The sequence below is a fragment of the Streptomyces sp. NPDC126499 genome (assembly GCF_040302485.1).
GTDB lineage: Bacteria > Actinomycetota > Actinomycetes > Streptomycetales > Streptomycetaceae > Streptomyces.
Map to the genome: position 1 here is coordinate 76,742 of NZ_JBEOUO010000027.1, position 22,804 is coordinate 99,545.

Sequence of the window (22,804 nt, forward strand, 5' to 3'; positions counted from 1 at the left end):
ACTCTCTGGGCTATGTTACCGGCGAGTGCGCATCCAGTTTTCCAACCCACCAAGCCCGTCGTCCCTCGACCACTCGGGAGCCGTGTCATGCGTGACGCCGTCATCGTCGAAGCCGTCCGTACGCCGATCGGGAAGGGCAAGCCAGGCGGAGCCCTCTCCGACGTCCATCCCGTCGCGCTGCTCTCGCACACCCTGCGCGCCCTGATCGACCGCACCGGCATCGACCCCGCTCTCGTCGACGACGTCATCGGCGGCACCGTCGACCAGGTCGGCGAACAGGCCATGAACACCACCCGCTACGCCTGGCTCGGCGCGGGCCTGCCCGAGACCGTGCCCGCCACCACCGTCGACCGTCAGTGCGGCTCCTCCCAGCAGGCCGTGCACTTCGCCGCGCAGGGGGTGGCGTCCGGCGCGTACGACATCGCCGTCGCCTGCGGCGTCGAGTCCATGAGCCGGGTCCCGATGTGGTCCAACGTGCCGCCCGGCGCCGACCCCTTCGGCCCCGGTGTCGCCGAGCGTTACCCGGAGGGCCTGGTGCCGCAGGGCATCAGCGCCGAACTCATCGCCGCCAAGTGGTCCATCGGCCGGGCGGCCATGGACGAGTTCGCCGCCGACTCGCACGCCAAGGCCGCGCGGAGCTGGGAGGCCGGACTCTTCGACGACCAGGTCGTCCCCTACGGGACCGTCCGCCGCGACGAGTCGGTGCGCCCCTCCACCACCCCCGAGGTCCTCGCCGGCCTCAGGCCCGCCTTCCAGGACCCCGGCTTCGCCGAACGCTTCCCGCAGATCGACTGGTCGGTCACCGCCGGCAACAGCAGCCCGATCAACGACGGCGCCTCCGCCGTCCTCGTCATGGCCGCCGACACCGCCCGCGCCCTCGGCCTGCGCCCGCTCGCCCGCCTCCACTCCTTCGCCGTCACCGGCTCCGACCCGCTCCTCATGCTCACCGGCGTCATCCCCGCCACGGAGAAGGTGCTGCGCCGCGCGGGCCTCGCCCTCGACGACATCGACCTCTTCGAGATCAACGAGGCCTTCGCGAGCGTCGTCCTCGCCTGGCAGCAGGAGACCGGCGCCGACCCCGCCAAGGTCAACGTCCACGGCGGCGCGATCGCCCTCGGCCACCCGCTGGGCGCGAGCGGCACCCGCCTGACGACGACCCTGGTGCACGCGCTGCGCGCCCGGGGCGGGCGCTACGGCCTGCAGGCGATGTGCGAGGCCGGCGGGCTCGCCAACGCGATGATCGTCGAAGCGATGTGAGAACGGGGGCCGGGGGCGGCGTTCGGGCGGCGGGGGGCTCAGGTGTCGCGCGCCCCGGTCCCCGGCCGGGGACCGGTCGGCCCCGGGAGGCTCAGGTCTCTCGGGTGGCCGCGCCCGCTGCCGCCGCTTCCCGTACCGCCTCGGGCGGCCTCGCGGCCGAGGCGCCGGCCGCCACCTCCCTCAACCGGTGCCGCTTGCGCCAGCCCACCACCGCGGCCACCGACGCCGACAGCACGATGAACCCCGTGGAGACCAGGAAGGCGGGGGAGGTGGGCGAGGTGGCCTGGCTGCCGGCGACCACGTAGGCCAGGGTGTTCGGTACGGAGCCGAGGCCGGTCGCCAGGAGGAAGGGCAGGTACCGCATCCGGGAGACGGCGGCCGCGTAGTTGGCCACCGCGAACGGCATCCCGGGGAACAGCCGGATCGCCAGCATCGAGCGGAAGCCGTGCCGGCTCAGCTGACCGTCCGCCGCCCGCAGCCACCGCCCCCGGACGTACGGCCGCAGCGCCTCCTGCCCGAGCGTCCGGCCGAGCGCGAACGAGAGTCCCGCGCCGAGCACCGTCCCGCCCAGGGCCGCCGCGAAGCCCGCCTGGGTGCCGAACAGCGCGCCCGCCGCCAGGTTGAGGATCGGTCGCGGGACGAGTGCCGCCGTGCAGACCCCGTACGCGAGACCGAACACCAGCACCGCGCCCGCACCGCTCACCTGCGGCGGCCAGCCCGCCGACAGCAGCCGCTGCGGTTCGAAGAGCAGCACCGACACGCCCGCGGCGAGCAGGATCACGGCGAGGTACGCCAGTCGGGCCTTGGGCGAGAGGAGCATCCGGGGAGAGTAGCCGACACCCGTGTGTGATCGCCGTAATGTGCGCCATGGCCCCGCGCCTGCCATGCCCCCGTGTCCGCCGTGGCCCCGTGTCCGCCGTGCCCCCGTGTCCGCCATGGCCCGGGCCCATGGCTGGGCGTCCGCCGTGCCCCCGCGCCCGCCACGGCCCGGGCCATGGCTGGGCGTCCCCCATGGCCCCGCGCCCGACGTGGCTCCGCGCCCGCCATGGGCCCGCGTCACAGCGCCCGCGCGCACCGTGCCCGCGCTTACAGTGGCCGCGTGAGTGACAGCGAGCCGGCGACCGCCGCGGCGAACCCCGCCGCCACCTCGGGTGCCGCGGACACCGTCCGGCACGCCCCGGCGCTCGTCCCGCCGAGCGACCTCGCCGACACCGTCCTCGCCCGGCTCACCGCGCTCTACCCCGCCGCCGGGAACCCCTTCCGGGCCCAGGAGATGGTCGCGTACATGAAGGGCGCGGCCCCCTTCCTCGGGATCCGCACCCCCGAGCGCCGCGCCCTGTCCCGTACCGTCCTCCAAGGACTCCCCGCCCCCGACGAGGCCGACTGCACCGCCGTCGCCCTGCGCTGCTTCGCCCTGCCGGAGCGCGAATACCACTACTTCGCCGTCGACTACCTCCGCCGCCACGTGAAGCGCTGCTCCTCGGCCTTCCTGCCGGTGGCGCGCGACCTCGTCACCACCGTCTCCTGGTGGGACACGGTCGACCACCTCGCCGCCCACGTCGTCGGCGGGCTCGTCGCCGCCGACCCCGCGCTCGCCGCCCGCATGGACGAGTGGATCGCCGACGAGGACGTGTGGGTGGCTCGCACCGCCCTGCTCCACCAGCTGCGCTTCAAGGACGCCACCGACGCCGAGCGGCTCTTCTCCTACTGCCTGCTGCGCTCGGGGGACCCGGACTTCTTCCTCCGCAAGGCGATCGGCTGGAGCCTGCGCGAGTACGCGAAGACCGCCCCCGCCGAGGTCCGCGCCTTCGTCGCGCGGAACACCTCCCGGCTCTCCCCGCTCTCGGTGCGCGAGGCCCTCAGGAACCTCTGAGCCCCGGCGCCCTCCCAGCCCGTCGAGCCCGAAGGGCCCCTGGCCGCCCCGTAATTCGATCGACGCGGACGCTCCGGGCGGCCATGATCGGGGCATGTCCCGGTACGCCTTTCCCACAGCGCCGTCCGCAGTCGCGGACGTGCCGAAGGCTGCCGTGCTCGCCGCGCCTGCCGTGCCCGCCGCGCCCGTGACGCTCGGCGGCGACCGAAGCTGACCCTTCCCGGATCGTCCGGCGGACCCCACAGGGGGAGGGTCGGTCCGGCCCCGGGGTCCCCACACACGCTTCGCACACCCGAATCGAGCGAATCAGCCATGCCCAAGCAGGCCTACGCGCGCACCAAGCCGCACCTCAACATCGGCACCATGGGCCACGTCGACCACGGCAAGACCACCCTCACCGCCGCCATCACCAAGGTCCTCAGCGAGCGCACCGACGGCGGCCCCACCACGTACGTGCCCTTCGACCGGATCGACCGGGCCCCCGAGGAGGCGCGGCGCGGCATCACCATCAACGCCGCGCACGTCGAGTACGAGACCGACACCCGCCACTACGCCCATGTCGACCTGCCCGGGCACGCCGACTACATCAAGAACATGGTCACCGGAGCCGCCCAGCTCGACGGGGCGATCCTCGTCGTCTCCGCCCTCGACGGGATCATGCCGCAGACCGCCGAACACGTCCTGCTCGCCCGGCAGGTCGGCGTCGACCACATCGTCGTCGCCCTCAACAAGGCCGACGGCGCCGACGACGAGCTGACCGACCTGGTCGAGCTGGAGGTACGGGAACTGCTCACCGCGCACGGCTACGGCGGCGACGGCGTGCCCGTGGTGCGCGTCTCCGGCCTGCGGGCCCTGGAGGGCGACCCGCGCTGGACCGCGTCCGTGGAGGCGTTGCTGGACGCGGTGGACACGTATGTGCCGGTGCCCGAGCGGTACGTGGACGCCCCGTTCCTGATGCCCGTCGAGAGCGTGCTCACCATCTCCGGCCGCGGCACGGTCGTGACCGGCGCCGTCGAGCGCGGCACGGTCCGGGTCGGCGACCGGGTGGACGTGCTCGGCGCCGGAACCGAGACGGTGGTCACCGGGGTCGAGACGTTCGGCCGTCCCATGGAGTGGGGACAGGCCGGCGACAACGTGGCCCTGCTGCTGCGCGGCGTCCCGCGCGGCGCGGTCCGCCGAGGCGACGTCGTGGCGCGCCCCGGCAGCGTCGTGCCGCGCACCCGGTTCACGGCCCGGGTGTACGTGCTGTCCGCCCGCGAGGGCGGCCGCGCCACCCCGATCGGCACCGGCTACCGGCCGCAGTTCCACCTCCGTACGGCAGACGTCGTCGGCACCGTCGACCTCGGCGCCGCCCCCCTCGCCCGCCCCGGCGACACGGTCACCGTGACCGTCGAGCTGGGCCGCCCGGTCCCCTTGGAGCCGGGACTGGGCTTCGCGATCCGCGAGGGCGGACGGACGGTCGGGGCGGGAACGGTGACCGAGGTGCTGTGAGGAGGGGGCGTCGGGGCGGGGGCGTGGTGGACCGGCCCCCGCCCGCCGCCTGCCCCACCCCCTCCTCCAGACTTGGACCATGAGCGAGATGGTGACGCGTAGGGCACTGGTACTGGGCGCGGGCGGGATGGCCGGCGCGGGATGGGCGATCGGGGTTCTCCAGGGACTCGCCGAGGCGGGCACCGACCTCACGACCGCCGATCTGATCGTCGGCAGTTCCGCCGGCGCGGTCGTCGGCGCGCAGCTCGCCTCCGGGAAGTTCTCCCTCGACACGCTCTACGAGAGCCAGCTCACCGAACCCGACGGCGAACTCCCCGCCCGCCTCGGCATGGGCGCCATCCTGAAGTACACGCTCGCCGTCCTCGGCTCGCGCACCCCCGAGGCGTACGGGCGCAAGCTCGGCCGGCTGGCGGGCGCCGCGCGGACCGTCGCGCCGGAGGCCCGGCGCGAGGTGGTCGCCGGCCGGCTCGGGCCCGCCGTGGAATGGCCCGAGCGGCCGCGGCTGCTGATCACCGCCGTCGACGCCGACAGCGGCGAACTCACCGCCTTCGACGCGGACTCCGGCGTCCCGCTCACCGACGCCGTCACCGCCAGCTGCGCCATCCCCGGCATCTGGCCGGTCGCCGAGGTCGCCGGGCGGCGCTGGATCGACGGCGGGGTCCACTCCACGGCCAACGCCCACCTCGCCGCCGGCTACGAACGCGTCGTCGTCATCGCGCCCAGCGCCACCGGCAACAAGGTGATCCTCTCCCCGGCCCGGCAGGGCGCCGACCTCGCCGCCGCCGGCGCGCGGGTCGAGGTCGTCACGCCGGACGCCGAGTCCCGGCAGGTCTTCGGACAGGGCTCGCTCGACCCCGCCCTCCGGGTCCCGGCCGCCCGCGCCGGACGGGCGCAGGCCGCCGCCCACGCCCGGGCCGTCGCGGAGCTGTGGGCACAATGAGGGCGTGAACGAGCAGATTCCCGTCATCCGTGACGTCGACCGGGGCACCGCCCGGCTCCTGCCCGACGTCGACACCGAGCGGGGCTGGCTGCTCACGGTCGACGGTGCGCCCCAGTCGTACGTCGACCTCGACGACCCGACGCGCCTGGAGTTCGAGTACGCCCAGCGGCTCGCCCACGTCGTCGACCTCGCCGCCGAGGCGGGCGCCCCGCTGGACGTCGTGCACCTCGGCGGCGGGGCGCTCACCCTGCCCCGTTACGTCGCCGCGACCCGGCCCGGCTCCCGGCAGCGGGTCGCCGAGGCCGACCGGGGCCTGATCGCCCTCGTCGCCGAGCACCTGCCGCTCCCGGAGGACTGCGGGATCAGCGTGTACGGCGCGGACGCCCGCGCCTGGCTGGAGACCGCACCGGACGCCTCCGCCGACCTGCTGATCGCCGACGTCTTCGGCGGCTCGCGGGTGCCGGCCCACCTCACCTCGGTCGAGTACGCCCGGCAGGCCCGGCGGGTGCTGCGCCCCGGCGGCGTGTACGCGGCCAACCTGGCGGACGGCGCGCCCTTCGCCTTCCTCGGCTCCCAGCTCGCCACCTTCGCCGCCGTCTTCCCCGAGCTCGCGCTGATCGCCGAACCGTCGGTCCTGCGCGGCCGCCGCTTCGGCAACGCGGTGCTGCTCGCCTCCGACCGCGAGATCGACACCGCGCCGCTCGCCCGCCGCACCGCCGCCGACCCGTTCCCGGCGCGGGTGGAACGAGGCGAGGCCCTGACCCGCCTCACCACAGGCGCCCGCCCGGTCCACGACGCCGACGCCGTCCCGTCCCCCGTCCCTCCGAACGGCGCTTTCGGCATCGGCTGACCCGTCGCCCGGGGCCGGGGCGGCGGAAACCGGATGCGGTCCGACGGCGCGGTGGTGTGTGATCGGTTCATGACGATCGTGCTGGGGACGCCGGGAACCGACGGGCCGCGCGAGGCCGTGGACGTCCTGCGCGAGGCCGTGGACGCACTGCGCGCATGGCAGGACGACGGGGCACCCGTGCAGCTGCATCCGGGAGACCTGGGCTGGTTCTGGCGTCGGGGTGCGCGGGCGACCGCCGCGGCGGTCAGGACCTGGCACCGGGACGGACGGATCCTCGCCGTGGGGCTGCTGGACGGCCCCACGCTGCTGCGGCTCGCGATGGCGCCGGAGGCCCGGCGCGACGAGGAGCCGGCGCGGCGGATCGTGGCGGACGTGACGGACCCGGAGCGCGGCGTGCTGCCCGCAGGCCGGGTGAACATCGAGGCCCCGGCGGGCGCCCTGGTGGACGATCTGCTGTCCGAGGCGGGCTGGGGCCTCGACGAGCCCTGGACGCCGCTGCGCCGCGACCTCACGGAGGCCGTGCCGGACCCGGGCGTACGGATCGAGGTGGTCGGCCCGGAGCGGGCGGCCGCGTACGCCGCCGTCCACCGGGCGGCGTTCGACGGGTCGAGCTTCACGGCCGAGCGGTGGCACGCGATGGCGACCGGACTGCCGTACGCCGAAGCCCGGAGCCTGCTCGCGTACGACGGCCTCGGTGCCGCGGTGGCGTCGGTGACGGTCTGGTCGGCCGGTCCCGGCAGACCCGGCGTGCTCGAACCGATGGGCGTCCACCCGGACCACCGCGGCCGCGGCCACGGCACGGCGGTCACCCTCGCCGCGGCGGCCACGCTCCGGCACCTGGGCGCGTCCAGCGCCCTGGTCTGCACCCCGAGCGCCAACACGGCCGCCGTCGCCACCTACACCTCCGCCGGCTTCCGCCCCTGCCCCGAGGTCCGGGACCGCTGCCGGGTCGCGTAGACGCTTCTCCGCCCGGGCCCAGGCTCACCCGAGCCGGCGATCAGGAGTCCGCGGCCGCCCGCTCCGACGCGCTGCGCAGCACGCAGAACTCGTTTCCCTCGGGATCGGCCAGGACGGCCCAGCCCGTGCCGTCGGGATTGCGGTGGTCGGCGACGAAGGCGGCGCCGAGGCCGAGGAGCCGGTCCACCTCCTCGTCGCGCGAGGTCTCGGGGCGCAGACACAGATGGATCCGGTTCTTGCCGGTCTTGCCCTCGGGCACCTGGTTGAAGTACAGCACCGGGCCCTCCTTCAGGAGGACCTGGGTCTCCCGGTCACCGGGCCGGTTGTCGGGATGCAGCGGACGGCCGGTCACACCGCTCCAGAACCGGGCCAGCTCATAGGCATCCGCACAGTCGATCGCCACGTTCTGCACCACGGAAAACATGCCCCCGAGCCTTCCCGATCTTCCCGTCGAACGCCACCCACGAGCCTTCCCGATCTTCCCGCCGAACGCCGGGCGGGCTCAGGCTTTCACCGCCGCCTGCTCGCCCTCGCCCGCCTGCTCGCCCTCGCCGGCCTGACCGGCTCGGACGCCCGGCGCCCCCGCCACCTGCTTCGTACGGCGCGACAGATTCCGTACGTCCGGCACGAGGAGTACCAGCGCCGTGACGAGCACGATGAGGGCGGCCGAGCCCCACAGCGCGTTGCTCCGGCCGAAGACGCTCTCCGCCGGCCCGGCCAGGGCCGTGGACAGGGGGAGCATGGCGGTCGAGCCGAACCAGTCGTAGGCCGAGACGCGGGACAGCTTCTCCTCGGGGATCTCCTGGTGCAGCGCGGTCATCCAGGAGACGCCGAAGACCTCGATCGCCACGCCGCTGACGAACATCGCGACCGAGAGCCCGACCACGTCGAGCGGCACGGCGAGCGCCGCCGACGGCAGGGCGATGGGGAACACGCACAGGGTCCCCACGAGCAGCATCCGGCGCGGTTTCCACCGGGCCATCAGGAGCGCGCCGCCGAGGGTGCCCACGCCGAACGCGGCCAGCGCCAGGCCCCAGGGCCGTGCGCCGCCCAGTTCGTCGCGGGCGACCAGCGGTCCGTACACCGACTCGGCCGCGCCCACCAGCGCCACCACGATGGAGAACTGCGCGACGATCGACCAGAGCCACGGGCGGCCGACGAACTCGTCCCAGCCCTCCCGCAGATCCGCGAGCAGCCCGCCGCCCGGCGCGCGCCCGGGGATGTGCCGGACGTCGAGGAAGGCCCGCAGCGCTCCCGCGACCGCGAAGGCGGCCGCGTCGATCGCGAGGACCCAGCCGGGTCCGACGGCCGCGATCAGCGCGCCGCCGAGCGCGGCCCCGCCGATGCCGGCGCCGTGCATCGCCATCCGGAAGAGGGCGAAGGCGCGACTGGCCTGCTCGCCGCTGACGCTGGACATCAACATGCCCTCGGCCGCCGGGCTGAAGAACGCCTGCCCCGTGCCGCACAGCGCGGTCAGCAGCATCATCTGCCACAGCCGCGCCTCGCCCGTGAGGACGAGGACGGCGAACACCGCCTGGGAGACGAAGTTGAGGGCGTTGGCGGCGACCATCACCCGGTGCCGCGGCACCCGGTCGGCGATCGCTCCCCCGATGAGCAGGAAGAGGACGAGCGGCAGGGTGCGGGCCATCGCGACCAGGCCGACGTCCCCGCCGTCGCCGCCCGACTGGATGACGGCGAACGCCGCCGCGATCAGGGCGCCGTGGGTGCCCAGGTTGGTGACGATCGCGGCGGCGGTCAGCAGCAGGTAGTTGCGCCCGGCCCAGTCGGGTCTGCGGGTGCGGGGGCGGGTGAGGATCACGACTCCGGGGCTTCGGGGGCGAGCCGCACGGTGGAGACGATCTGCTGGATGGTGGCGTCCGGGAGCTCGTCCTTCACGCCCTTGGCGGCGTACAGCACGAAGGAGGAGAAGTCGCCCTTGGCGTTCTTGAAGGAGAACGCGACGGACTTGCCGTCCGTCTCGCACTTGTGGCGCTTCTTGATGCCGGGGGCGACGGCCGTGGCCATGCTGCCCTGGAGACCGGCCTTCGTGGTGTACGGCACGGCCTTGGAGATCTTGATGGTGCCCTTGGGCATGTGCTGGGCGTAGCCGGCCCACACCCAGTTGCCGGCCTCGTTGTAGGCCGCCTCGGCGGTGTCCTTGGCGCCCTGGCCGCCCTTGGTGCCCGCCGAGCTCAGGCCCCAGGTCTCCTCGGTGCCGTTGTGGTCGGTGTCCACCGCGCACCAGCTGCTCTTGAGGTAGGCGGGCGCGGACATCGAGACGACGGGAGAGCCGTCGCCCTTCTTCTCGTCCTCGAAGCCGGTGGCGGTGCCGGGCTTCGACACCTCCCAGCCCGGCGGTACGTCGAAGAGCGTGCCGTACTTCGGGTTGTAGACGACCTTCCAGCCGGGGATCGTCGGCTGGTGGTCGGCCCCGTCGCGCGGGTTGTCGATCGACGGGGACGCCGGGCCGCCGGCCGGGGCCGAGGAGGCCGACTGCGTCGGCTTGGGGTCATCGGCCCGGTCGTTCTTCTCGTCGTCCTTGCCGAGGACGAGATAGCCGGCGACACCGGCGGCGGCCAGCACGGCCACGGCGGCGACGATCGCCACCACGGTCGTCTGCTTCTTCTTCCCGCCGTCGCCGCCCGGCTGCGCCGGGCCCGGCATCGCGTACTGCGCCACCGTCGGCTGCTGGTACGGGTTCGGCTGTCCGTAGCCGCCCGGCTGAGCCACCGTCGGCTGCTGGTACGGATTGGGCTGTCCGTAGCCGCCGGGCTGCGTACCCGGCTGCTGCGGGTACGGATTCGGCTGGCCGTAACCACCGGGCTGCGCGCCCGGCTGTGCGTACGGGTTCTGACTCTGGTCCTGCGGGTTCTGCTCGCCCCCGGGCGGCTGCTGTCCTGGCCACATGGCCAGTAACGATAGAGGTGCGGCCGGTGGCGGGCTACGGCCGCCCCCGTGCGGGGATGGCGAAGACTGCTACTCGCGGGTAACATCGCGGCTCATGAGCGCAGACCAGATGACCGTCGGCGAGATGCTCGCCGCCACGGTGCCCATGGCCAGGACCCTCAACCTGGAGTTCCTGGAGACCACCGCCGAGCGCGCCGTCGTGCGCCTGCCGGACCAGGCCGACTACCACAACCACGTGGGCGGCCCGCACGCCGGAGCCATGTTCACCCTCGCCGAGTCCGCCAGCGGCGCCATCGTCCTGGCCGCCTTCGGCGACCAGCTGAACCGCGCGGTGCCCCTCGCCGTGAAGGCCGAGATCGGCTACAAGAAGCTCGCGATGGGCGTCGTCACCGCCACCGCCACCCTCGGCCGCCCCGCCGCCGAGGTCGTCGCCGACCTCGACGCCGGTCGGCGCCCCGAGTTCCCCGTCCACATCGCCCTCACCCGCGAGGACGGCGCCGTGACGGGCGAGATGACCGTCGTCTGGACGCTGCGCCCGAACTCCTGAGGCACGCGCGGCGGGGAGGGGCCGGGCTCGGTGCGGTGCGGCGGGGGGCGGGGGTGAGGTCGGCCCGGGCCTGGGGCCGGGGTGGGCTGCGGCCCGCCGACTCGGGGACCGCGGCCGCATTCCTGCCCCCGCGCCGCGGTGACGGGGGCGGGGTCTCGGCCGGCTCCACCACTGGAGCCTGCGCCGAGTCCCTGACCCGCGTGCGGTCACGGAGAGGCTGAGCGGCCCTCGGGCCTCGGCCGACCCGCCGCGTTCCCGGGCCCGCCGCGGTGACCGGGGGCGAGGTCGGCCTCCGTGGCCACGGCCCGACGGCGATGGCCGGTTGCTTGACCGGTTCGACCGGACCACCTCGGCCCCCGTCCCGGCACGGCGGCGACAAAACCGACGCACCGTCACGCATAGTGCGATCAACGCATGATCGCAGGAATCGTGCCGGTTCGAAGGAGCGTCGCCGTGTCCCACGCACCCACCCCGGACCCCCAGGGCGAGCCGACCACCGCCGCCGCTCCACCGCGCCGACGACTCTCCCGGCGGCGGCTGCTGCTCGCGCTCGCCGGCGCGGCGGCGTTCAGCGCCGTGCCCGTCGGGACGGCACGAGCCGGATCCGCAGCCGCCGGAGCCGGTGCGGCGGGCGCGGCCGGCGAGCGGGTCGACGGACTGCTCGCGCGGCTCACCCTCGACGAGAAGACCGCCCTGCTGCACGGCGCCACGGACCCCGAACGGCTCGGCCAGGCCGGATACGTGCCCGGGGTGCCACGCCTCGGCATCCCCGCGCTACGGCTCGCCGACGGGCCCGCCGGAGTCCGCGTCCACAAGAAGGCCACCGCGCTGCCCGCGCCCGTCATGCTCGCCGCCGCCTTCGACCCCGGACTCGCCCGCGCCTACGGGCGCGCGCTCGGCCGCGAGGGCCGCGCCCTCGGCCAGGACGTCCTGCTGTCCCCGATGGTCAACCTCATCCGCACCCCCTACGCCGGGCGGAACTTCGAGACCTTCTCCGAGGACCCCCTGCTCTCCGCCGACCTCGTCGCCGAGCAGATCCGCGGCATCCAGGCCGAGGGCCTGATCGCCACCGTCAAGCACCTGGCCCTCAACAACCAGGAGCGCGACCGCATGACCGTCGACGTACGGGCCGGCGAACAGACCCTCCACGAGACCGAACTGCGCGGCTTCGAGGCCGCCGTCGCCGCCGGCGTGGGCTCCGTCATGGCCGCGTACAACAAGGTGGACGGCACGTACGCCACCGAGAACCGCACGCTGCTCACCGACATCCTGCGGGACCGGTGGGGTTTCGACGGCTGGGTCATGAGCGACTGGGGCGCCGTCCACTCCACCGGGCCCGCCCTCACCGCCGGCTGCGACATGGAGATGCCCGGCGGCGCCCACTACGGCGCCGCCCTGCGCCGCGCCGTCCGCGAGGGGCGGATCGACGAGACCGTCGTCGACACCGCCGTACGCCGCATCCTCTCCGTACGCGAACGCTTCGGCCTCCTCGACGAGCAGGCCGACGCCCGGCCCGAGCGCGACGCCGCCGCCGGGGCCCGCCTCGCGCTCCGCGTGGCCACCGCCGGCGCGACCCTGCTGCGCAACGAGAACGGCACGCTGCCGCTCACCGGCCGGGCCGCCCGTTCCCTCGCCGTCATCGGCCCGACCGGCTCCGTGCCCTTCGTCAGCGGCGGCGGCAGCGCCCATGTCGTCCCCGACGCCGCCACCAGCCCGCTCGACGCCCTGCGCACCCGGGCCGGCGACCGGGCCACCGTGACGTACGCCGTCGGCGAGGACGTCCTCGGCAAGCCCCTGTCCCTCGGCGACGCCGCGGCGCCCACGGATCCCGCCCGTTCCCTCGACGACGTCGGTGTCGCCGCCGGCGAGATCTGGACCTACGAGGGCACCCTCACCACCACCGCCGACGACGACTGGAGCTTCTTCGTCCACTACAGCGGCCGCCGGCCCACCGTCACCCTGGACGGCGCCGACCTCTTCCAGGCCGGCGTCGCCACGTACTTCACCGGCGGTGTCGGCGGGCGCGCCGCCGACGGACTGACCGTGCGCCGCGCCGACCACCGGCTCACCGCCGGCACCCACCGCATCGCCGTCACCGCCCACGGCGGCACCGACGGCCAGCGCTTCCGGCTGCGCGCGGCCAACGGCGCGAGTCGGGCCGCCGACGTCGCCGAGGCCGTCGCCGCGGCCCGCGCCGCCCACAGCACCATCCTGTTCGCCTACGAGGACGCCACCGAGGGCCGCGACCGCACCAGCCTCGCCCTGCCCGGCCGCCAGGAGGCCCTCATCAGGGCCGTCACCGCGGCCAACCCGCGCACGACCGTCGTCCTCAACACCTCGTCGGCCGTCACCATGCCGTGGCTGGCCGACACCGCCGCCGTGCTCCAGATGTACTACCCGGGCCAGGAGGGCGGCCCCGCCACCGCGGCCGTGCTCTTCGGTGACGTCGACCCCGGCGGCCGCCTCACCCAGACCTTCCCGCTCTCCGAGGACGCCCACCCCACCGCCGGCGACCCGCGCCGCTACCCCGGGGTGAACGGCGTCGAGGTGTACGGCGAGGGCATCCACGTCGGCCACCGCTGGTACGACGCCGAGGACGTCACCCCGCTCTTCCCGTTCGGCCACGGACTGTCGTACACGACCTTCGCCTACGAGCGGCTGAGCGCCGTCCCCGTCGACGACGGGCTGCACGTCACCTTCACCGTCGTCAACACCGGACGGCGCACCGGCATCGAGGTGGCGCAGGTGTACGTCGGCCCGTCGCCGGACCTCGCCGCCGTCGGCGTCGACCAGCCGCACCGGCTCCTCGCCGGCTACCGGCGCCTCAGGCTCGCCCCCGGCGAGCGCCGCCGGATCACGATCCCGGTGGCCGCCCGGACCCTCTCCTCCTGGGACGAGGCCCGGCACCGCTGGGTCCCGGGCACCGGCCGCCGCGAGGTGCGCGCCGGGGCGTCCTCCCGTGTGCTGCCGCTGCGGGCCGAGGCCGTCGTCGGCGCACGGTGACCGGGTAGGCTGCCGGGGTTCGGTCGCGATACGGGAGAGGTAAGGCGCGTGCACGTCCAGGAGTGGCTGGAGACGATCCCCGCGGTCGCCGTCTACGCGCTGGTCGGGGTGGTGATCGGCCTGGAGAGCCTGGGCATCCCGCTGCCCGGCGAGATCGTCCTCGTCAGCTCGGCCCTGCTGGCCTCCCAGCACGGCGACATCGACCCGTACGTCCTCGGCGCCTGCGCCACCGCCGGCGCGATCATCGGCGACTCGATCGGCTACGCGATCGGCCGCAAGGGCGGCCGGCCGCTGCTCGCGAAGCTCGGCAAGAGGTTCCCCAAGCACTTCGGCGAGGCCAACATCGCCCTCGCCGAGCGCTCCTTCCAGAAGTGGGGCATGTGGGCGGTCTTCTTCGGCCGCTTCGTCGCCCTGCTGCGGATCTTCGCCGGGCCGCTCGCGGGCGTGCTGCGCATGCCCTACTGGAAGTTCGCCCTCGCCAACGTCTTCGGCGGCATCCTCTGGGCGGGCGGCACCACGGCCGTCATCTACTCGGTGGGCATCGTCGCCGAGGCCTGGCTCAAGCGCTTCTCGTGGCTGGGGCTCGTACTCGCGGTCCTCTTCGGCCTCACCTCGATGCTCGTCCTGAAGAACCGCGCCAGGAAGGCCGCGGCGCACGCCGCCGAGAGCGGGCCGGCCGCCGTCGGCACCGAGGCGACCGCCGGGGTGACCACGGGAGTGACCGCCGGGGCGACCGGTACGGACGAGGGCCTGGCGCCGGTCGGGGCGGCGGCGACCGCGGCGGCGCCGGTGGCCGCCCCGGCGCGGGCCGCCGCGGACTAGGGCAGCCGAGCAGGGCCGCACCATAGGGCCGCCGAAGAGGGCCGCGCCGTAGGGCCGCCGAGGAGGGCCGCTCCGTGGGCCGCCGAAGAGGGGCGCCGAAGAGGGCCGCCCCCGGACGGGGCGGCCGGTGCGGCCGCCCCCGGGGCACCTACCCCCCGAACGCCTCGGCGTGATCCTTGGCCAGGTGCAGGTACATCTCGGCGTTGAGGCGGATGCCCGCCTGCTCCTCCTCGGTCAGCGGGCGCCGCACCTTCGCGGGGACGCCGGCGACCAGGGAGCCGGGCGGCACCTCCATGCCCTGCGGGACCAGGGCCTGCGCGGCGACCAGCGAACCGGTGCCGATCCGGGCACCGTTGAGGATCGTCGCGCCCATGCCGACCAGTACGTCGTCCTCGATCACACAGCCGTGGACGGTCGCGTTGTGGCCGACCGTCACGCGCGCGCCGATCGACACCGGGAAGCCCGGGTCCACGTGGACCGTGCAGTTGTCCTGGACGTTGGCGTCCTCGCCGACCTCGATCGGCCCGCAGTCCGCCCGCAGCACCGCGTGGTACCAGACGCTGGCGCGCGGCCCGAGCGTCACCTCGCCGAGGACCACCGAGGTCGGCGCCGTGAAGGCCGTCGGATCGACCTTCGGTTCCTTGCCGCCCACGGCCCTGATCAAAGCCCCCGACACCTCCGGCACCTCTGCCATTTTCTCGCTCCTGCTCGCTCGGATCGTCACTCGCGCCTCGGGCGGAACACTAGTCCGGTCCCATGACGGACATCACAGCGCACCGCACTGATCAGCCATGACGCCGCCGACTACGGTGTCCGGGTGCCCCGGAACAGAAACACGTTCTCATCGCTGACCGCCTGGCGGCGCCGTGTGGTCGCCCGCGCCCTGCAGAGCGGCTGGCGCCGGATCCAGCAGGCGGGTGCCGTGACCGCCGAGCACCCCGGGCGGCTGCGCTTCCGCCGGCTCGGCGAGGGCACCCGGCTCGCCTTCCCCCAGGGCACCGTCTTCGGCGAGCCGTGGATCGAGATCGGCGCCTGCTGCATCATCGCCGAACAGGTCACCCTGACCGCCGGCATGCTGCCCGACCTCGACCTCGGCGCGGACACCGTGCTGACCCTCGGCGACGGCGTCGTGCTCGGCCGCGGCAGCCACGTCATCGCGGACGCGCCGATCACCATCGGCTCGGACACCTACTGCGGGCCGTACGTCTACATCACCTCGACCAACCACAGTTACGACGACCCGGACGTCCCCGTGGGCCGGCAGTGGCCGCGCGCGGAGCCCGTCGTCATCGGTCCCGGCTGCTGGCTCGGCACCGGTGCCGTGATCCTGCCCGGCGCCCGGCTCGGCCGGAACGTGGTGGTGGCCGCCGGGGCGGTCGTACGCGGAGAGGTCCCCGACCACGCCGTGGTGGCGGGCGCGCCCGCCAAGGTGGTCCGCTCCTACGACCCGGAACGCGGCTGGCAGCCGCCCCTGCGCACCCCCGCCCCCAAGCCGATCCCGGCCGGCATCACCCCGGAGCAGCTGGCCGTCCTCGCCGAACTGAGCCTGGACGAGCTCGACCACCTGAACGGCCTGTCCTCCGAGCCGGCGAGCTGAAGGGGGGGCGCCGGAGGCCCGGCCCGGCGCGTGGCGGACTCAGGACGCGGGGCGCCGGAGGCCCGGCTTGGCGGACCGAGGAGCGGTACGACCGCGCTTCGGCCCGGCCTCTCGTGGGCCGAAGGCGCGCCGAGCCGGCGGTCAACCCGTGGCGAGCAGCACCGTGCCCACCAGCGCCAGGCCCGCTCCCGCCGCCTGCACCGACCGGAGCCGTTCCTTGAGCACCCCGCGGGCGGCCAGGGCCGTCACCACCGGGTAGAGGCTGGCGAGGACCGCGGCGATCGTCACCGGGCCGTGCTGCGCGGCGAGCGCGTACGTCCCGTTGGCGGCGACGTCCGCGAGGCCGACGAAGGCCAGGGCCGGCACCGCGGCCGCGACCGCCCGCGGGCCGCCGCCGCCCTCGGGAAGCGCCCGCCCGCCGCGCCGGACGGAGAGCCACAGGGCGCCGCCGCCGACGGCCACATTGGTCACGCGCTGCACGAAGAGGGCGAGGAAGAGGCCGGTGAGGGTGGTGGAGGCCTCGGCGATCAGGGCCATGACCGCGCCGAATCCGAAGGCGGCGACCAGGGTGAGCAGCACCGCCTGCCGCTGCACCGGCGCGCCCCGCAGCTCCGGGCCGCCCGCGAGCACCACGCCCGCTATCGCCACCACGATCCCGGCGAACTGGAGCAGGCCCGGCCGGTCGCCCAGGAGCAGTCCCACGGCGACCGGCACGACCACCCCGAGCGAGCCCAGCGGGGAGACCACGCCCATCGGGCCGAGCGCGAGCGCCTTGTAGAAGGCGAGCATCGCCACGGGACCGACGGCACCGGCCGCCACCGCGTACCAGAGCCGGGGGCCGGCCTCGCTCAGGGCGCCGGTGGCGAGCACCAGGGTGCCGAGGACGACGACGGCGATCGTCTGGGAGACCACCACGACGGTCAGCGCGGGGAAACGGCGGGTCAGCAGTCCGCCGCCGAAGTCGGCGAGGCCCCAGAGGAGACTGGTGGCGAGGGCGAACAGCGCCGTCAGTGCCGTCATGGGAAGGGCCTCGCAGTACAGTGCAGTGAACAATCGGGTGCACCACACGGTAGTACAGCGTATTGAACTCTGTCATTCACAATATTGGACGGAAAGTGTCGGACCTCGATCAGCTCACCCAGTCGCTCGCCCGCAACCTGAAGCGCTGGCGCAACGAACGCGGCTTCACGCTGGACGCGCTCGCCGCCCGCGCCGGGGTCAGCCGCGGCATGATCATCCAGATCGAGCAGGCCCGCACCAACCCCAGCGTCGGCACCACGGTCAAACTGGCCGACGCCCTCGGCGTCTCGATCACCACCCTCCTCGACTACGACCAGGACCCCCAGGTCCGCCTCGTGCCGCCGGACCAGGCCGTCCGCATGTGGTCGACCTCCACCGGCAGCCACACCACCCTCCTCGCCGGCACCGAGGCCCGCGGCCCCCTGGAGCTCTGGCACTGGACCCTCATGCCGGGCGACGGCAGCGCCTCCGACCCGCACCCCGACGGCACCACCGAACTCCTCCACGTCACCTCCGGGACCCTCACCCTGGTCGTGGAGGGCGAGGAGCACACCGTCCCGGCCGGCACCTCCGCCGTCTTCGAGAGCAACGTGCCGCACGCCTACCGCAACCACGGTGACGAGACGGTCGAGATGACGATGGCCGTCTCCATCCCGCCCGTACGCTGAGACGCCCAACCGCCCCCGGCCGCGGGCTTGTTAGCGTGGCGGACATGCGCGCACCCATCGGAGACTTCGACGACGCCCGGCCCGCCCCCGACTGCCTCGACCTGCTCACCGCTCCCGTCGCCGCCGCCCTGCGGGCCTGGCGCGGAACCGTGCCGGCGGACCGGATCCTCTACGTGGACACCGACCCGGCCATCGCCGACACCGCCGTCTTCGTCGAGCACCACGGACAGCAGCTGCTCGACGAGTCCGCGAACTGTGTGATCGTCGCCGGCAAGCGCGGCGAGACCACCACCCTCGCCGCCTGCGTGGTCCGCTCCGGCACCCGCGTCGAAGTCAACGGCGCCGTCCGCCGCGAACTCGGCTCGCGCAAGGTCCGCTTCGCCCCCGTCGAGACCGCGACCGGCGACACCGGCATGGAATACGGCGGCATCACCCCCATCGGCCTGCCCGCGGACTGGCCGGTGCTCGTCGACGCCTCCGTCGTCGACACCGAATGGGTGCTCGTCGGCAGCGGACGCCGGCGCGGCAAGCTCATCCTGCCGGGCAAGGCCTTCGCCGAGCTGCCCGGTGCCGTCGTCCTGGAGGGCCTGGGAATCGCCCCCGAACCGCAGTCCGGCTGACCCGAGCTCAGCCCGTCGATCCGCGCGGGGCCCAGCCGATCCGCGCTGGGCCCAGCCGGTCCGGCCTCAGCCCAGCTTCGGGATCTCTATCGCCGGGCAGCGGTCCATCACCATGTCCACACCGGCCTCGCGGGTCCGCGCGTACGCCTTGGTGTCGATCACGTCGAGCTGGAACCAGACCGCCTTGGCGCCGACCGCGACCGCCTCGTCCGCTATCCCGCCCGCGAGGCCGCTGTTCACGAACACGTCCACCACGTCCACCGGAAACGGGATGTCCGCCAGCGACGCGTACCCCCGCTCCCCGTGCACCGTCTCCGCCTTCGGGTGGACCGGCACGATCCGCTTCCCGAAGCGCTGGAGGGTGGCCGCGACCCCGTAGGCCGCGCGCGAGCGGTTGCCGGAGAGCCCCACGATCGCCCACGTGTCGCCGCTCTCCGTGAGGATCCGGCGGACGGTCTCCGACTCGGCCTCGGCGGCCCTGGTCTCGACGCTCATCTGACGCTGCCTTCCGTGAATGACTGTTCGCTCCGGTGAACGGCCGGTGACCGTCGGTCATTCCCGGCCCGACCCTGATCCGACCCCGAGACCGTCCCGTACGGGACCCGGCGCGCGGGCGCATAGGCTGGCCGGATGCAGGAGCAGTACCTGACGCTCGCCCGCGAGGGCGTCCACGAGACCGAGATCAACCGCTCGCGCTTCATCTGCGCGCTCGCGCCCGTCGCCGACGAGGAGGAGGCGCAGGCCTTCGTCGCACGCGTCCGCCGCGAGCACCCGACCGCCACCCACAACTGCTTCGCGTACGTCGTCGGCGCCGACGCCTCCGTCCAGAAGGCCTCCGACGACGGCGAGCCCGGCGGCACCGCCGGCGTGCCCATGCTCCAGATGCTCCTGCGCCGCGAGATGCGCTACGTCGCCGCCGTCGTCACCCGCTACTACGGCGGCGTGAAACTCGGCGCGGGCGGCCTCATCCGCGCCTACGGCGGCGTCGTCGGCGAGGCGCTCGACGCCCTCGGCACCGTCACCCGCCGCCGCTACCGGCTCGCCACCGTCACCGTCGACCACCAGCGGGCCGGCAAGCTCCAGAACGACCTGCGCGCCACCGGCCGCGCGGTGCGCGAGGTGACCTACGGGGCCGCCGTCACCATCGAGATCGGGCTCCCCGACGCCGACGTGACGGACTTCACGGCCTGGCTCGCCGACGTCACGGCGGGCGAGGCGACCTTCGAACCGGGCGGGGAGGCGTACGGAGATGCCTGAGCCGGCCCGCTCGGCCGCCGGCGTTGTCGTACCCCACCGATACGCTCAGGGATCATGAGGCTTCTGCACACGTCGGACTGGCACCTGGGACGCTCGTTCCACCGGGTGTCCCTGCTCGACGCCCAGGCCGCGTTCCTCGACCACCTGGTGGCGACGGTGCGCGAGCGCGAGGTCGACGCGGTCCTGGTGGCGGGCGACGTCTACGACCGGGCGGTGCCGCCGCTCGCCGCCGTCGAGCTCTTCGACACCGCCCTGCACCGGCTCGCCGACGCCGGCGTGCCCACGGTCATGATCTCCGGGAACCACGACTCGGCCCGCCGGCTCGGCGTCGCCGCCGGCCTCATCGAGCGCGCCGGCATCCACCTGCGCACCGACCCGGCCGGCGTCGGCACGCCCGTCGTCCTCTCCGACGCCCACGGCGACGTCGCCCTCTACGGCCTGCCCTATCTCGAACCGGCCCTGGTGCGCGAGCGGTTCGGCGCCGAGAAGGCCGGGCACGAGTCCGTGCTCGCCGCCGCCATGGACCGCGTGCGCGCCGACCTCGCGACCCGCCCCGCGGGCACCCGCTCCGTCGTCCTCGCCCACGCCTTCGTCGCCGGAGGCGAAGCCAGCGACAGCGAGCGGGACATCACGGTCGGCGGCGTCGCCGCCGTGCCCGCCGGAGTCTTCGACGGCGTGGACTACGTCGCCCTCGGCCACCTCCACGGCAGCCAGACCCTCACGCCCCGGGTCCGCTACTCCGGCTCGCCCCTCGCCTACTCCTTCTCCGAGGCCGACCACCGCAAGACCACGTGGCTGATCGAGCTCGGCCCCGACGGCGCGATCGACACCGCCGAGCGGATCGACTGCCCCGTGCCCCGGCCGCTCGCCCGGATCCGCGGCCGGCTCGACGACCTGCTCGCCGACCCCGCCCTCGGCCGTCACGAGGACGCCTGGGTCGAGGCCACCCTCACCGACCCCGTGCGGCCCGCCGATCCCATGGCCCGGCTCACCGAACGCTTCCCGCACACCCTCAACCTGGTCTTCGAGCCCGAGCGCACCGACGAGGACCCGCTCGTCTCCTACGCCACCCGGCTGCGCGGCCGCAGCGACCAGCAGATCGCGGAGGACTTCGTGGCCCACGTCAGAGGCGCCGGACCCGACCAGGCCGAGCGCACGGTCCTGTACGGCGCCTTCGACGACGTGCGGGTGGACTCCGCCGAGCGCGAGGTGAGCGGACGGTGAGGCTCCACCGCCTGTCGATCACCGCGTTCGGACCCTTCGGCACCACTCAGGAGATCGACTTCGACCCCCTGTCGTCGGCCGGCCTCTTCCTGCTCCACGGACCGACCGGCGCCGGCAAGACCTCCGTCCTCGACGCCGTCTGCTTCGCCCTGTACGGAGCCGTCCCCGGCGCCCGCCAGAGCCCCGGCACCACCCTGCGCAGCGACCACGCCGTCCCCGGCACGTACACCGAGGTCACCCTCGACCTGACCGTGGGCGAGCGGCGCCTGGAGATCACCCGCCGCCCCGCCCAGCAGCGCCCCAAGAAGCGCGGCGGCGGCTTCACCACGGAGAAGGCCCAGAGCTGGCTGCGCGAGTACGACACCCAGACCGGCACCTGGCGAGCGCTCAGCCGCTCCCACCAGGAGATCGGCGAGGAGATCACCCAGCTCCTCGGCATGAGCCGCGACCAGTTCTGCCAGGTCGTCCTGCTGCCCCAGGGCGACTTCGCCCGCTTCCTGCGCTCCGACGCCGAAGCCCGCGGCAAGCTCCTCGGCCGGCTCTTCGACACCCGCCGCTTCGCGGCCGTCGAGGACCGCCTCGCCGAGCTGCGCAAGGCCGCCGAGCGCGAGGTCCGCGAGGGCGACGAGCGGCTCCTCGCCCTCGCCCACCGGATGGCCCAGGCCACCGGCGCCACCGGCCCCGCCGCCGACCCCGTCGAGCAGCGTCCCGGCGAACCGGGCCTCGCCGAGGCCGTCCAGACCCGGGCCGCCCTCACCCGCAGCGACGCCCGCGAAGCGCTCGACATCGCCCACCTGCGGCTGGCCGCCGCCGAGCGACGACAGGCCGCCGCCCGTGCCGCCCTCGACGCCGAGCGCGAGCTCGCCGACCGGCAGGCCCGGCACGCCGACGCACTGCGCCGCCAGGAGGAGCTGACCGCCCGGCGCCCGCTGCGCGACCAGTGGCAGACCGCCCTCGACCGCTCCCTCAAGGCCGACCGGGTCGCCCCCGCGCTCGGCCTGCGCGAGCACGCCGAGCGCGCCCACCGCACCGCGACCGCCGCCCGCGAGCGCGCCCGGGCCGTCCTGCCGCCCGAGCTCGCCGAGGCCGGAGCCGAACAGCTCTCCGCCGTCGAACGCCGGCTCCGCGAGGAGCTCGGCGGCCTGGAGTCCGCCCGCCGGGCCGAACGGCGCAGCGCCGAGATCGCCGCCGAGCGTGCCGCCCTCGACCGCGAGGCCCGCGCGGACGAGGAGTACCTGCTCGACGCCGACGCCTGGCTGGCCGGCTGGGAGCCGCACCGTGCCGCCCTCCAGCGGCGCGTCGAGGCCGCCCAGGAGGCCACCGCCCGCGCCGAGCAGCTCGCCGGACGCCTCGAACCGGCCCGCCGCCGGCTCGCCGCCGCCCGCCGCCGCGACGAGCTCGCCGCCGAGCTCGCCGCCGCCCGGGAGCGGCTCACCGCCGCCCGCGAGCGGCGCAACGAGGCCCACGAGCACTGGCTGGACGTCAAGTCCCGCCGCCTGCGCGGCATCGCCGCCGAACTCGCCGCCGCCCTCCGGCCCGGCGCCCCCTGCCAGGTCTGCGGCTCCGCCGACCACCCGGCCCCCGCGCGCACCACCGCCGACCACGTCGACCGCGCCGCCGAAGACGCCGCCTACGCCGCCTACACCCGCGCCGACGAGATCCGCACCACCGCCGAAACCACCGTCGCCGCCACCACCGAGGCCCACGAGGCCGCCCGCCAGGAGGTCCTGGCGGGCGCGCCGTCGGCCCCGGACGCGGGCGGCGACCGGGC

The 22,804-nt window shown here is 74.8% G+C and carries 22 protein-coding genes; 15 read left to right on the top strand and 7 right to left on the bottom strand.

The window, feature by feature from the left end; translation table 11 throughout:
- Positions 1–87 precede the first annotated feature (87 nt).
- Entirely contained in the window at positions 88–1,257 is a 1,170-nt protein-coding gene (locus ABTZ91_RS29645) for a thiolase family protein (RefSeq protein ID WP_352080292.1), read from the top strand.
- A gap of 91 nt (positions 1,258–1,348) precedes the next feature.
- Here ABTZ91_RS29645 and ABTZ91_RS29650 read toward each other — a convergent pair whose 3' ends face one another.
- Positions 1,349–2,077 (bottom strand): TVP38/TMEM64 family protein, encoded by a 729-nt coding sequence (locus ABTZ91_RS29650; RefSeq protein WP_352080293.1) that lies wholly within the window; start codon positions 2,075–2,077, stop codon positions 1,349–1,351.
- Between the two features lie 279 nt (positions 2,078–2,356).
- On the opposite strand from ABTZ91_RS29650, the gene ABTZ91_RS29655 reads away from it, so the two are divergent.
- From ABTZ91_RS29655 to ABTZ91_RS29675, 5 genes are all read left to right on the top strand, one after another.
- Positions 2,357–3,130 (top strand): DNA alkylation repair protein, encoded by a 774-nt coding sequence (locus tag ABTZ91_RS29655; RefSeq protein ID WP_352080294.1) that lies wholly within the window; start codon positions 2,357–2,359, stop codon positions 3,128–3,130.
- Between the two features lie 312 nt (positions 3,131–3,442).
- Positions 3,443–4,621, top strand: coding sequence for an elongation factor Tu (tuf, locus tag ABTZ91_RS29660; RefSeq protein WP_352080295.1), 1,179 nt, complete (start codon positions 3,443–3,445; stop codon positions 4,619–4,621).
- A gap of 79 nt (positions 4,622–4,700) precedes the next feature.
- A complete protein-coding gene (locus tag ABTZ91_RS29665; RefSeq protein ID WP_352080296.1) occupies positions 4,701–5,561 on the top strand; it encodes a patatin-like phospholipase family protein in 861 nt (286 codons plus the stop codon).
- Positions 5,562–5,565: 4 nt separating this feature from the next.
- A complete protein-coding gene (locus ABTZ91_RS29670) occupies positions 5,566–6,411 on the top strand; it encodes a fused MFS/spermidine synthase (protein ID WP_352080297.1) in 846 nt (281 codons plus the stop codon).
- Positions 6,412–6,480: 69 nt separating this feature from the next.
- A complete protein-coding gene (locus tag ABTZ91_RS29675) occupies positions 6,481–7,368 on the top strand; it encodes a GNAT family N-acetyltransferase (RefSeq protein WP_352080298.1) in 888 nt (295 codons plus the stop codon).
- A gap of 40 nt (positions 7,369–7,408) precedes the next feature.
- Here ABTZ91_RS29675 and ABTZ91_RS29680 read toward each other — a convergent pair whose 3' ends face one another.
- From ABTZ91_RS29680 to ABTZ91_RS29690, 3 genes are all read right to left on the bottom strand, one after another.
- Positions 7,409–7,792: a VOC family protein gene (locus tag ABTZ91_RS29680; RefSeq protein WP_352080299.1), complete on the bottom strand. Its 384-nt coding sequence runs from the start codon at positions 7,790–7,792 to the stop codon at positions 7,409–7,411.
- Positions 7,793–7,870: 78 nt separating this feature from the next.
- Entirely contained in the window at positions 7,871–9,187 is a 1,317-nt protein-coding gene (locus ABTZ91_RS29685) for an MFS transporter (protein WP_407078055.1), read from the bottom strand.
- A complete protein-coding gene (locus tag ABTZ91_RS29690) occupies positions 9,184–10,275 on the bottom strand; it encodes a hypothetical protein (RefSeq protein ID WP_352080300.1) in 1,092 nt (363 codons plus the stop codon). Before ABTZ91_RS29690 ends, ABTZ91_RS29685 begins: the two co-directional genes overlap by 4 nt.
- A 109-nt stretch (positions 10,276–10,384) precedes the next feature.
- On the opposite strand from ABTZ91_RS29690, the gene ABTZ91_RS29695 reads away from it, so the two are divergent.
- The 3 genes from ABTZ91_RS29695 (at position 10,385) to ABTZ91_RS29705 (ending at position 14,647) form a co-directional block, all read left to right on the top strand.
- Positions 10,385–10,822 carry a DUF4442 domain-containing protein gene (locus ABTZ91_RS29695; RefSeq protein ID WP_352080316.1) on the top strand — a complete coding sequence of 146 codons (438 nt, stop codon included), beginning with the start codon at positions 10,385–10,387 and terminating at the stop codon, positions 10,820–10,822.
- Between the two features lie 453 nt (positions 10,823–11,275).
- Positions 11,276–13,825, top strand: coding sequence for a glycoside hydrolase family 3 C-terminal domain-containing protein (locus tag ABTZ91_RS29700; RefSeq protein WP_352080301.1), 2,550 nt, complete (start codon positions 11,276–11,278; stop codon positions 13,823–13,825).
- A gap of 48 nt (positions 13,826–13,873) precedes the next feature.
- Positions 13,874–14,647, top strand: coding sequence for a DedA family protein (locus ABTZ91_RS29705; RefSeq protein ID WP_352080302.1), 774 nt, complete (start codon positions 13,874–13,876; stop codon positions 14,645–14,647).
- A 148-nt stretch (positions 14,648–14,795) separates the two neighbouring features.
- On the opposite strand, the gene ABTZ91_RS29710 is transcribed toward ABTZ91_RS29705, so the two are convergent.
- Entirely contained in the window at positions 14,796–15,341 is a 546-nt protein-coding gene (locus ABTZ91_RS29710) for a gamma carbonic anhydrase family protein (RefSeq protein ID WP_352080303.1), read from the bottom strand.
- 123 nt (positions 15,342–15,464) lie between these two features.
- Between ABTZ91_RS29710 and ABTZ91_RS29715 the strand changes: the two genes are divergently transcribed.
- A complete protein-coding gene (locus ABTZ91_RS29715; protein WP_352080304.1) occupies positions 15,465–16,244 on the top strand; it encodes an acyltransferase in 780 nt (259 codons plus the stop codon).
- 141 nt (positions 16,245–16,385) lie between these two features.
- Here the strand turns inward: ABTZ91_RS29715 and ABTZ91_RS29720 are convergent, their stop codons facing one another.
- Entirely contained in the window at positions 16,386–17,255 is an 870-nt protein-coding gene (locus ABTZ91_RS29720) for a DMT family transporter (protein WP_352080317.1), read from the bottom strand.
- 104 nt (positions 17,256–17,359) lie between these two features.
- On the opposite strand from ABTZ91_RS29720, the gene ABTZ91_RS29725 reads away from it, so the two are divergent.
- Both ABTZ91_RS29725 and ABTZ91_RS29730 read left to right on the top strand, forming a co-directional pair.
- Complete coding sequence (locus tag ABTZ91_RS29725; RefSeq protein WP_352080305.1) at positions 17,360–17,932, top strand: XRE family transcriptional regulator; 573 nt, start codon at positions 17,360–17,362, stop codon at positions 17,930–17,932.
- Between the two features lie 44 nt (positions 17,933–17,976).
- Positions 17,977–18,552 (top strand): YbaK/EbsC family protein, encoded by a 576-nt coding sequence (locus ABTZ91_RS29730; RefSeq protein ID WP_352080306.1) that lies wholly within the window; start codon positions 17,977–17,979, stop codon positions 18,550–18,552.
- 66 nt (positions 18,553–18,618) lie between these two features.
- On the opposite strand, the gene ABTZ91_RS29735 is transcribed toward ABTZ91_RS29730, so the two are convergent.
- Complete coding sequence (locus tag ABTZ91_RS29735; RefSeq protein WP_352080307.1) at positions 18,619–19,047, bottom strand: CoA-binding protein; 429 nt, start codon at positions 19,045–19,047, stop codon at positions 18,619–18,621.
- A 135-nt stretch (positions 19,048–19,182) separates the two neighbouring features.
- On the opposite strand from ABTZ91_RS29735, the gene ABTZ91_RS29740 reads away from it, so the two are divergent.
- The 3 genes from ABTZ91_RS29740 to ABTZ91_RS29750 form a co-directional block, all read left to right on the top strand.
- Positions 19,183–19,809: a YigZ family protein gene (locus ABTZ91_RS29740; RefSeq protein WP_352080308.1), complete on the top strand. Its 627-nt coding sequence runs from the start codon at positions 19,183–19,185 to the stop codon at positions 19,807–19,809.
- Between the two features lie 54 nt (positions 19,810–19,863).
- Entirely contained in the window at positions 19,864–21,033 is a 1,170-nt protein-coding gene (locus ABTZ91_RS29745) for an exonuclease SbcCD subunit D (RefSeq protein WP_352080309.1), read from the top strand.
- Positions 21,030–22,804, top strand: a 1,775-nt coding sequence (locus tag ABTZ91_RS29750; RefSeq protein WP_352080310.1) for an SMC family ATPase, incomplete at its 3' end; no start/stop codon positions are given. The genes ABTZ91_RS29745 and ABTZ91_RS29750, both read left to right, overlap by 4 nt.